Annotated in this window: 10 protein-coding genes; 6 read left to right on the top strand and 4 right to left on the bottom strand. The window is 35.8% G+C overall.

The features are described from left to right. The first annotated feature begins 408 nt into the window (after positions 1-408). Complete coding sequence (gene rpoN / locus NQ163_RS20135; protein ID WP_268192114.1) at positions 409-1863, top strand: RNA polymerase factor sigma-54; 1455 nt, start codon at positions 409-411, stop codon at positions 1861-1863. A gap of 114 nt (positions 1864-1977) precedes the next feature. Then, entirely contained in the window at positions 1978-2589 is a 612-nt protein-coding gene (locus NQ163_RS20140; protein WP_268192115.1) for a phosphatase PAP2 family protein, read from the top strand. On the opposite strand, the gene NQ163_RS20145 is transcribed toward NQ163_RS20140, so the two are convergent. Beyond that, complete coding sequence (locus tag NQ163_RS20145; protein ID WP_268192116.1) at positions 2583-3002, bottom strand: SPOR domain-containing protein; 420 nt, start codon at positions 3000-3002, stop codon at positions 2583-2585. The two genes, NQ163_RS20140 and NQ163_RS20145, sit on opposite strands and share 7 nt — an antisense overlap. A gap of 10 nt (positions 3003-3012) precedes the next feature. After that, positions 3013-3435 carry an SPOR domain-containing protein gene (locus tag NQ163_RS20150; RefSeq protein WP_268192117.1) on the bottom strand — a complete coding sequence of 141 codons (423 nt, stop codon included), beginning with the start codon at positions 3433-3435 and terminating at the stop codon, positions 3013-3015. A gap of 314 nt (positions 3436-3749) precedes the next feature. On the opposite strand from NQ163_RS20150, the gene NQ163_RS20155 reads away from it, so the two are divergent. Both NQ163_RS20155 and NQ163_RS20160 read left to right on the top strand, forming a co-directional pair. Continuing rightward, positions 3750-4142 carry a methylglyoxal synthase gene (locus NQ163_RS20155; RefSeq protein WP_268192118.1) on the top strand — a complete coding sequence of 131 codons (393 nt, stop codon included), beginning with the start codon at positions 3750-3752 and terminating at the stop codon, positions 4140-4142. Between the two features lie 87 nt (positions 4143-4229). After that, on the top strand, positions 4230-6533 hold the full coding sequence (locus NQ163_RS20160) for an inorganic phosphate transporter (protein ID WP_268192119.1): 2304 nt from the start codon (positions 4230-4232) through the stop codon (positions 6531-6533). 73 nt (positions 6534-6606) lie between these two features. Here the strand turns inward: NQ163_RS20160 and NQ163_RS20165 are convergent, their stop codons facing one another. After that, on the bottom strand, positions 6607-7293 hold the full coding sequence (locus NQ163_RS20165; protein WP_268192120.1) for an SIR2 family NAD-dependent protein deacylase: 687 nt from the start codon (positions 7291-7293) through the stop codon (positions 6607-6609). Positions 7294-7303: 10 nt separating this feature from the next. Beyond that, entirely contained in the window at positions 7304-8152 is an 849-nt protein-coding gene (locus NQ163_RS20170) for a hypothetical protein (protein WP_268192121.1), read from the bottom strand. Positions 8153-8480: 328 nt separating this feature from the next. Here NQ163_RS20170 and dnaG point away from each other — a divergent pair, with 328 nt between their 5' ends. Continuing rightward, the gene (gene dnaG, locus NQ163_RS20175; RefSeq protein ID WP_268192122.1) at positions 8481-10436 is read left to right on the top strand and encodes a DNA primase; all 1956 of its coding nucleotides are present in this window, start codon (positions 8481-8483) and stop codon (positions 10434-10436) included. A 64-nt stretch (positions 10437-10500) separates the two neighbouring features. After that, positions 10501-11025, top strand: coding sequence for a pyridoxamine 5'-phosphate oxidase family protein (locus tag NQ163_RS20180; protein ID WP_268192123.1), 525 nt, complete (start codon positions 10501-10503; stop codon positions 11023-11025). Positions 11026-11342 lie beyond the last annotated feature (317 nt).

The raw sequence follows: 11342 nt of genomic DNA on the forward strand, positions 1-11342 counted from the left end.
GAAGCACCAGCGGTGCGTGATCTTTGTAGCCCAGTCAGTAGTGAGAGAAGCGAACGAAGGGCTGGGAAAAAATACAAGAATAAAAATCGTCGCAACAGGATAGTAGAGAAAAGAGTTTTGGTTTCCTGCGACGTAAAATGGTATGCCTATATATAATGTATACAAAACATTAATACATCATGAAAATGATATACAATCATCCTATATCATCTGCGTCTTAATCAATAATCCCCAATGGAATTTATTTGTACCCCCAACTCATGTCGGAGCATGAACTAATACTACAGTATGCCGACAGCTGATTGCCATTTCCCTTTAATCTTTTTTAACTTTTTCGTTTTGGCTTGATATTTGTGTGTTCAGCGCAGATTATGTATCTTGCTTCGACTAAACCAGAAACGAAACAGAATGCTAAAGCAAAGTTTACAGCAAAAATTATTACAAAAGTTATCGCCCCAGCAAATACAGGTGATAAAGCTGTTGGAACTTCCAACTTTGCAGCTTGAGGAGAGAATCAAGAAGGAGCTGGAAGAAAATCCGGTTCTTGAAGAAGGCGAAAAAGTAGAAGAGTTTCAAGAATCAGCCCAAACAGAAGATACAAATGATCGTGATACCGATAAAGAAGAATTTACTTTAGAGGATTACATGAACGACGAGGATATTCCATCCTATAAATTATCGGCACAAAATTATTCGAAAGACGATAAGCACGAGGAAATACCTTTTTCGGGAGGAACTACCTTTCATGAATTGTTGATTTCTCAGTTGGGATTGAGAATATTGGAACCCGAAAAAGCTGCGTTAACCGAATATCTGATTGGTAACATCGATGAAGATGGTTACCTGAGAAGAGATATTGATAGTATTGTTGATGACTTGGCTTTCTCAACAGGAATCGAAACTTCGTTCGAAGAGTTGGTAGAGCTGCTTCGTGTTATTCAGGATTTCGACCCTGCAGGAGTTGGAGCTCGCGACTTGCAAGAATGTTTGTTGCTTCAAATATCACGAAAGGGAAAACACAACCCTGATGTAAAGTTGGCTCATCTTATTCTTAAAAAGCATTTCGACGAGTTTACAAAGAAGCATTACGATAAAATTCAGAAGCGCGTTGGTGCCAATGATGAAGATTTTAAATGTGCAATTGATGAGATTCTGAAATTGAATCCAAAACCAGGAGGAGCTTTCAATAATCCAATGGTGAAAGCATCGCCAACCATTATTCCCGATTTTATTTTGGAAGAGGAAGATGGTGATTTGCGATTAAGCCTAAATGCACGCAATGTTCCGGAATTGCATGTTAGTCGAACCTATTCTGAAATGATTCAGGATTATGCTGGCAACAAAAAGAATCAAAGCAAAGAGCAGAAAGATGCTGTGATGTTTGTAAAGCAAAAGCTCGATTCTGCAAAATGGTTTATCGATGCCATTAAGCAGCGCCAGAATACGCTGTTGGTAACTATGAATGCAATTATTGAGTTTCAGCGAGAGTATTTCATGGAAGGAGATGAGCGAAAGTTGAAACCAATGATTCTGAAAGATATTGCAGATATCACAGGATTGGATATTTCTACCATTTCTCGTGTGTCGAATTCGAAATACATTCAAACACATTTTGGTATTTTCTCATTAAAATATTTCTTCTCGGAAGGATTGCAAACCGATACAGGTGAGGAAGTTTCTACTCGTGAAATCAAGAAGATTCTTCAGGAGTGTGTAGACAATGAGGATAAGAAAAAGCCATTGACCGACGATAAGTTGGCAGCCATTTTAAAGGAGAAGTCCTACAAAATTGCACGTAGAACAGTGGCGAAATATCGTGAGCAATTAAATATTCCGGTTGCTCGTTTAAGAAAGGAATTGTAAAAAAGAATTAATTATAATTCGAATTGGTGCAAAGACAATTATCTTTGCACCTTTCTTTTGTTAAAAGATGAGTTGGTTAAAGACTGATAATAAATAGTATAATTCTAACAGAATATGAATCTTTCAAGAATAATTTCAGGAGTAGCGCATCCAATGTTAATGCCTTTGTACTCCATTTTTGTAATATTTCACTCAGGTACTTTTCTTGATTTTACTCCACCTCAACTGATTCGTGTTATTTATATGATTGTTGGAATTTCAACCGTACTTCTTCCAATTAGTGTGCTTCCACTTTTAAAGGCACAAAAATTTGTTTCGGATTATGGCTTAAGCGAAAGAAAAGAGAGAGCCATTCCATTGGTATTTACCCTTGTTTTTTATGCATTGGGCTTTTATCTTTTAATGAAATTCCCAATTACCAGAATTATTGCTCACCTGCAATTGGCTGCAATTATTTCTATTGGTGTAATTGCTTTAATTTCTACCAAATGGAAAATTAGCATTCACATGGCTGGTATTGGTGGATTTATTGGAATGATTTTAAGTTTTACCATTCTGTATGCCGGTTCGTTAAGGGTATACTTTATTGCAGGAATTTTATTGGCAGGATTGTTAGGATACTCCCGATTAAAATTAAACCTGCACACTCCTTTGCAGGTATATGCAGGTTTTATATTAGGTTTTGTTGTTATTTTTTCAACAGTAATGCTTCTTCAGCTTTATTGACGAAGCAACCATAAATCAGGTTTTTTATTCAGCTTTCTTAAGCGTTTCAATTCTTTTATTGCCGACTCTTTGTTATTAAATGATTGAAGTATTACCCTGAATTTTCCATTATTCTCTAACACAATGGAAGGATAACCTTTTTGATACAATCTCTCTTTAAAAGCATCGGCCTGTTTCTGATAATTGTAGCTGGCAGCTACAATATGATAGTCGAAAATCTCTCGATTTTTGGCAATTTCAGCACTACTTAATTTAGGTTCTGGCTTTTCAGGTGGTGGAGTTAACTCCGGAACCTGTCTTTTTGCTGTTTGTTCAACAACATTGTCCTTACTAACCGTAGTAAGCTTTTTCTCATCTTTACAGGATACCAGTAAAAGAAAAAGCGGAATGAATAGATAGCTTAGTTTTGCCATGTCCTAAAAATTATCGTTTGATATATAGCCAGGTGTCTTTGTGTTCTTCTGTTGATCGAACCGATGCCAATTCCTGAAATGCTAGTTTTCTATCCGAAAAAGCTTTGTATGAAACTCTGAAGAATCCATTCTTTGCATTGTGAATGTCAGAAATATAACCTTCCTTCTTTAGTTTAGATTTAAGTTTCTCAGCATTTGTTTTGTTTTCAAAACTTGCAACAATTAAAAAGTATTTGTTCGGAACTTTTTCTACAACAGGTTCCAATTTTTTCTTTTCAACAGGCTTTGCAGTAGGTTTTTTAACCTCTTTCTTTTTGGCAACTTTTTTAGTTGTTTCTTTTTTTACTGGTTCTTTCGCCTCTTCCTTACAAGAACTTAGTCCAATTCCACATATCAGAACCGACAGTAACAGTATTTTAGATAGGTAGTTCATATTGCTAGCATTAATATAATATTAACAAATTTACAATTTTATTACTGATTTGAAGAATACTTTGTTTATTTGTTATAATGTTTAAAAATTCAATATTTATATTATAATGCCGATCGATATTCCATGTGCCATATCAAATTTAAGAAGATATGGTATCAATCAAATACAAATCGGTGTTGTACTAATCAGAAAAATACAAAAAACTTAATGGAATAGGTAGAGTTCTTTTAACAAATGCGTTTTTTTTTGATTACATACATTTGTATTACATAGAATATTTAAAATAGAAGATCAAAATTTATAAGAGATTAGAGATGGAAAGTAAAAAAACAATTGCCTTAGTAGCGCATAACGAGAAGAAGAGTGTAATGCTTGCATGGGTAAAAAGACACCTTGATGAATTGAAGAAGCATAAGCTAATAGGGACGACAAATACTTCTGAAATATTAAACTCAGTGCTGGATCTTGAGGTCGAAGCTTTTGGACATGGACCAAACGGGGGAGACATTTTATTGGCAGCTCAAATTCTTGAAGGAAAGGTTGATGAAGTTATATTTTTAATAGATGCGGAAACACCTCATGGTCATGAACACGACATTCAAACGTTAATTAGAACTTGTGTAATTAACAATGTGCCAATGGCTTTAAACCTTGCTACTGCTGATTTTTTAGTTAAGCTAAACAAGAGTGAAGAGGCCAAAAGTTAACACAGAGTTAACACAAACGTAATAAAAACGAAACATTTTAGTCTCCATGTGTTAGTATGTTTGCGATGAATTTACGAACTTAATAACATGGAGAACTTTTATTTGTTAATTGTGGTAGTGCTATTTGCACTGGCCATTAGCGATCTTATCGTGGGCGTGAGTAATGACGCCGTTAATTTCCTAAACTCTGCATTTGGTTCTAAGGCTGCCCCACGTTGGGCAATCATGATTATTGCCAGCCTTGGGATTTTGGTAGGAGCAACTTTTTCGAGTGGTATGATGGAAGTAGCTCGTAAAGGGATTTTCCACCCGGACCAATTCTACTTTGCAGAAATCATGATCATTTTTATTGCGGTAATGCTAACAGACATTATTCTGTTGGATTTTTACAATACCGTAGGTCTGCCAACATCAACTACAGTATCGATTGTATTTGAGTTGCTTGGAGCTGCTGTTGCTGTTGCCGTAGTTAAAATTATGAACTCTGCGGATCAATCTTTGCTTGATTTAGGAAGTTACATTAACTCAGCTAAAGCACTGGCAATTATTACCGGTATTCTGTTGAGTGTTGTTATCGCCTTCTTATCCGGTGCATTGGTGCAGTGGGTAACACGATTGGTTTTCACGTATAGGTACGAGAAAACGTTCAAGTATTTTGGTGCCATTTTCGGAGGTATTGCAATTACTGCAATTACTTATTTTATCCTGATTAAAGGTGCTAAAGGATCCTCTTTCATTACCAAAGATACTTTGGCTTGGATTAAGTCTAACACTTTAACCATTATTGCGGTTTCATTTGTTGGATGGACAGTTTTGTTACAAGCTTTAGTTTGGTTTGTTCGTTTAAACATTCTTAAGGTGATTGTATTGGTTGGTACCTTTGCATTGGCAATGGCTTTTGCTGGTAACGACCTTGTAAACTTTATTGGTGTGCCATTGGCTGGTTTCAAATCGTTCCAGGCATTTGCTGCTAACCCTGGAACTGATCCTTACGGAATGACAATGGGTATTTTGAGTCAGAAAGTACAAACTGAAACTTACTTGCTGATAATTGCTGGTATTATTATGACCGTAACACTATGGTTGTCTAAAAAAGCAAGAACAGTTACCGAGACGGAGATTGGCTTGAGTAGCCAAAATGAGGGAGACGAAAAATTTGGATCATCGTTCTTTGCACGTTTATTAGTTCGTCGTTCATTATCAGCGAATAGCAACTTCAAGCGCATGATGCCTGCAACGGTTCAACAAGGTATTGCGAATCGATTTTCTAAACCTGAAGAAGTAGCTATACCGGGAGTAGACCCTAAGGATAAGCCTGCTTTCGATATGATTCGTGCATCGGTTAACCTTACAGTTGCTAGTATCTTGATTTCGATAGGTACATCATTGAAATTGCCATTGTCTACAACTTACGTAACATTTATGGTGGCAATGGGTACTTCATTATCTGATAGAGCATGGGGGAGAGATTCTGCTGTATACCGTATAACTGGTGTACTTACCGTTATTGGTGGGTGGTTCTTTACTGCATTCAGTGCCTTTACAGCTGCATTTATTTTCGCTAACCTGATTAACTGGTTGGGTGGAATTGCAATTCTTGGATTGTTAATTCTTGCAATAGTCTTTGTAGTTCGTTCTCACATTTTCCACAAGAAAAAGTCACAAGCTAAAGATCAGGAAGTTACAGAAGATGAAGATACAATTATCATTAAAGGAGGAATTTTTGAGCAGTTAACTTTCGCAGTTTCCGGCATTACAGTTAAGATTCCTAATCTATATGGCAAAATCATTAATGGATTGGCTTTCGAAGAACGTTCTAAATTGAAGGAGTGCAACAAGAAAGCTGGCAAGTTAGATAAGGAAGCGAAACAGATGAAAGATCAGGTTCCTGCCATGATGAAGAAGTTGAGTGAAGATAGTATCGCAACTGGTCCTTTCTACGTTCAGTTGATTGATTACTTGCGTGAGATTGCACACTCAATGAGCTTTATTGCTGGTCCTGCCTTCGATTACGTTGATAACAATCACAAGACTTTGATTAAGGAACAGGTGAATGAATTAAATATCATTCAAACCAAACTTGATGATTTCTTTAGAACAATTAATCGCTTGTTGAAAGACAGCAATTATGAAGCTGCGGAAATTGAAAAAGCTCTTGTAAAACAAAAAGATTTGTTGAAATCAATTCGCAAATTTAGAAAAGAGCAAATCAAGAGAATTAAAGCTGAAAAAGTTGGTACAAGAAATTCTGTTCTTTACCTGGGGATCCTGAATGAAACCAAGAACCTTACTTTACATGCTGGAAATCTACTGAAAGCTTCAAGAGACTTCTCTGGTTTTAATGGAGAAGAAGTTGATTCAATGATTGAAGAAGACTCTATAGATGACTAATCTAAATCATTAATTATATAAGAAAGCCGGAATAGTACATTCCGGCTTTTGTTTTTTATACAAGGGGTTCGGCTTACTTGAGTTCTAGAGTTTCAAAAAGTTTTTCCATTCCTACACTCGCTACTTCTGTTATAAATGTAATGTTGTGATTGGAGTGAACAGCAGGTTGATTTGGATCGATAATATAAATAGGAGTATTAGCAGGAGCATAATCAATTAAGCCAGCTGCAGGGTAAACATTTAAGGAAGTTCCTATTATTAATAAGATATCAGCTTGGGAAACTATTTCAGCTGCTTCGGAAATGGCCGGAACACTTTCGCCAAACCACACAATGTGCGGACGAAGTGGTGATCCTTTCTCACATTTATCCTCTAATCCAAGCTCCCATTTGTCAAGTTCATAAACTAAACTTGAATCTACTGTGCTACGTGCTTTTTTCAATTCCCCATGTAGGTGCAATATTTTTGAACTGCCAGCTCTTTCGTGTAAATCATCTACATTTTGAGTTACAATGTGAACATCGAAATGCTCTTCCAGCTTTTTTATGAGATGATGGCCTTGGTTTGGGGCACATTCAAACAATTGCTTTCTTCTTTCATTGTAAAACTGATGAACCAAATTGGGATTGTTATTCCATGCGGTAGGACTGGCAACTTCCATTACATCGTATTCTTTCCACAAGCCTCCCATATCGCGAAAAGTTCGGATGCCACTTTCGGCACTCATTCCTGCACCGCTTAATACAACTAGTTTTTTCATGAATATTGATTTATCGGGCTATTCGTTTAAAATCTTTTTCTAAAAATGAATCGCTTTGTTTCTTCTTGATCATGTGATAGTCAAAATAATAAAAATCTGAATCACTGGCACCAACCAATATCTTAAAACATCTTGCTTTTGTTTTTGAGCTTTCAGGACCTACCTTATGTAGGAATACTACATTCTCTTTTTTACTGTTAATTGCCTCTTCAACCTCTTCTTTTGTTACAATTTTTACCTTGCCTGCATAAACCTTACGGATTTTTGCCAAACTATTTACCTCATTTTGTAATTCCTCTTTAATAAGATAAAGAGTTTTGCCCTGAAGCAAGGAGGCATTTTTATTATAGTATTTTAATACGTTGGCAGATATAATTTCAGGATTTTTACTGACCAATTTAACATGATTTTGCATGAACCTGATAAAACAAGGCAGTTTATACGAATAAACATCTTCGTGTACATGTTTGTACGATAAGGGAACCGAGCACAAATCGGGCATGTTGGCAATTCTTTGTTGCTTACTGCCCATAACCAGGCTTAGAAAATTGTACCTGGCCTTGGTTTTATCTTTATTAAAAGTAACAATGCTATTAATAATAAAGGAATACTTGGAGTCGAAGCGTTTTTTCGCGAACTCTTTATTCGAGATAAATCCATATTCAGTAATTGTCCAATTGTTTTTTATTACATCTTTTATCCTAAAGTTATATTCACTCATAGGATTATTATCTAAAACAATTAGGGTTTTGGTTTTTGCAAATGCAGAATAATCATTTGCTGTTGGTAAATGTTCTTGTGCTTTACCAACTAAGCTTAAAAAGCAGATTAAAATTGCTGTAAGTAATGGTTGTTTCATCTGTTTAAATTTTATTTTTTGGGTCAATGGTCCCGAAAACTTTTGGGATCTCGATGAATTTAATCATTATCCCCGAAGTGTTGGGGCAGGCTGTGTGTGTACCCGATAGCCTTTGGGATCAGAATGCTAAAATTCATGTTCGTTTCATTATTTCGATTTGTTTAAAAAATCAAGTTACATATTATAATATACGATCTGAAAAAAATGGAATGCTAAAGTATATGATTATAAAACTTAGCACCCTTGATTATAGTATGTTTATTTATTCAAATTTTAAAAGTTTTCAATCGGTGAGTGAATATCAATCTTGTTTTCTATTTTTGTTCGTATGATTGATCAGTCTACGATATCAAGAATTTTTGATGCTGCAGAAATATCTGAAGTGGTTTCGGATTTTGTTACTCTTAAAAGAAGAGGTGTAAACTATTTGGGTTTATGTCCCTTCCATAATGAGAAAACCCCATCATTTACAGTATCTCCGGCAAAAGGCATATATAAATGTTTTGGATGTGGTAAAGGGGGAAACTCAGTAAACTTCATCATGGAGCATGAGCACCTCGATTATGTAGGTGCATTAAAATATCTGGCAAAAAAATACAATATTGATGTAATTGAGCAGGAATTATCGCCAGAACAAGAGAAGCAGAAGAACGACAGGGAAAGTATGATGATCGTAAATTCTTTTGCCCAAAAAACTTTTACTCACAATTTGCATCAGCATCCGCAGGGAATGGCCGTTGGAATGAGTTATTTAAGAGAACGTGGTTTCCGTGACGACATCATTAAAAAGTTTCAGATAGGATTTTGCCTTGAAGAGTGGGAAGCATTCTCGAAACAAGCAATAGATAGTGGATACAAGAAGGAATATCTTGTAAAAACAGGTTTAAGTATTGATAAGGAGAATCGCTTAATTGATAGATTTAAAGGAAGAGTGATTTTTCCAATTCATGGTATTGCTGGAAGAGTATTAGCCTTTGGAGGACGTACACTTCGAAATGACAAGAAAACTGCCAAGTATCTGAATTCTCCTGAATCCGAAGTATATCACAAAAGTAGAGTACTGTATGGTATTTTTCAGGCAAAGAAATCAATTGTCCAGAACGACAAGTGCTTTTTGGTAGAAGGATATACCGATGTAATTTCATTTCACCAGGCTGGAATCGAAAATGTTGTAGCATCTTCGGGTACTGCACTTACTCCTGATCAAATTCGTTTGATAAAAAGATTTACCAATAATGTTACCATTATATATGATGGTGACCCGGCTGGAATAAAAGCATCATTGCGAGGAATTGATTTGGTTTTGGAACAAGAGGTAAATGCCAAAGTTTTATTACTGCCGGAAGGTGAAGATCCTGATTCCTTCTCGAAAACCATGGGAGCGACTGAGCTTACCAATTATATCGAGCAAAACGAAACAGACTTTATCGTTTTTAAAACGAACCTTCTTTTAAAAGATGCTCAGGATGATCCGGTAAAACGTGCAAATTTGATTATAGATATTGTACGTTCCATTGCCATTATTCCCGATGCTATTGTACGTTCGGTTTATGTGAGAGAATGTAGTGGTATTTTGAATGTGGATGAACGAGTTTTATATACAGAGATTAATAAAATCATTCACAAGCGTAAGGAGGAAGCCTGGAAAAAAAATCAACGTTCGGATTTTAATGAACCAGAACCAGCTAGGAAAATGGCTGAAAATTCAGGATTTTTAAGATCGGGTAACGAATGTGACTTGGAAGAGCGAGCATTGGTTCGCTTTTTACTGAACTTTGGCTCCGAGGTATTATTCCGAGATAAGAACGAAAATGGCGAAGAGGTAATTACTCTGGTTGGTACATTTATTATATCTGAACTTCAAAAGGATGAACTGGAATCGATTAATCCATTATATCAGTTGGTATTTGATCAATACGGTTCCAATATGAATCATGCAGATTTTAATGCAAAAACTTTTTTCCGAGATCATACCAATGAAAAAGTAAGTCAGCTTGCCGCCGATATTTTAAGTGAACCTTACGAGGAAAGTAAAATCTGGACCAAGAATGGAAGTTTTGTAGAGTCTATAGTTGAAAAATTAAAGGATTTGGTTCCTAAAATGGTGAACGAATACAAGGGCAAAAAGGTGAGAATCCTAATGAAGGAGGTTCTGGATGAGATGCAAAAGGCCCAGCAAACGGGTAATGCTGACCGAATGATGGAACTGATGCAACAAAAAATGGTACTCGATCAGATAAAAAATGCAATTTCAAAAGAATTAGGAAATCGAACAATACTATAAACCTAATACTAACCAAACTGTAATTGGTTTCCGTGCTGCTTACAGTATACTTGATAATAAAAGGATGAGAACAATATTTATAGAAGACAAAACACAGATTGATGAAATTATTCGTTCATGTGAAATCTGTAATCTTGGAGTTATTGATACTGAAAACAGGCCATATGTTGTACCAATGAATTTTGGATACCATGATGGTTATATTTATATGCATGGCGCCGATTTTGGTAAGTTAATAGATGCAATGAAAGCAAACCCACAAGTTTGTGTTACTTTTTGCACACCGGTAGAACTTGCTGCACAAGATGCTCATGTTGCATGTAGTTATAGAATGAAAGGAAAAAGTGTTGTTGCCCGAGGTAAAATTGAGTTCATTACCGATTACGATGAAAAAGTTGATGCACTAAATATACTTATGGCACAGTATACCGATCGTAAATTTACCTATAATTCCCCAGCAGTGAAAAATGTTGAAGTTTACAGGTTAAAACCGGAAGAACTAACTGCGAAGGAATTTGGAGCTCCACATGGAAACAACTTCCCATGGCAAATTGAAAGAGATAGAAAAAAATCAATGAAAGACTTATAAATACAGCAAGCCTTCTCGCAAGAGAAGGCTTTTTTAATATTCCTTAACAAATGTTTTAAGAGCTTAACCAATTTGGATGCTACTTTTGAATTGACATATTTAAGTAGTTAAAATTTCGGTTAGAAACGAAAGCTAAGGTTGGAACCATCTCAAAAGTTTCAGTCTTATTTTTTTTTTTTAAATTTTTCCATCGGATCTTCAGCGAGTTAGCTTGCATTGGTTAAAAAACTTGAGGTTTTCATTTGGAAAGTCGGGAAAGTATGCGTTATCTTTGCACCCGCTTTACAAAGGTAGGGCGATAGGAAAAACATGATGAA

This window comes from Marinifilum sp. D737, from assembly GCF_026672275.1.
Taxonomy (GTDB): Bacteria; Bacteroidota; Bacteroidia; order Bacteroidales; family Marinifilaceae; genus Marinifilum.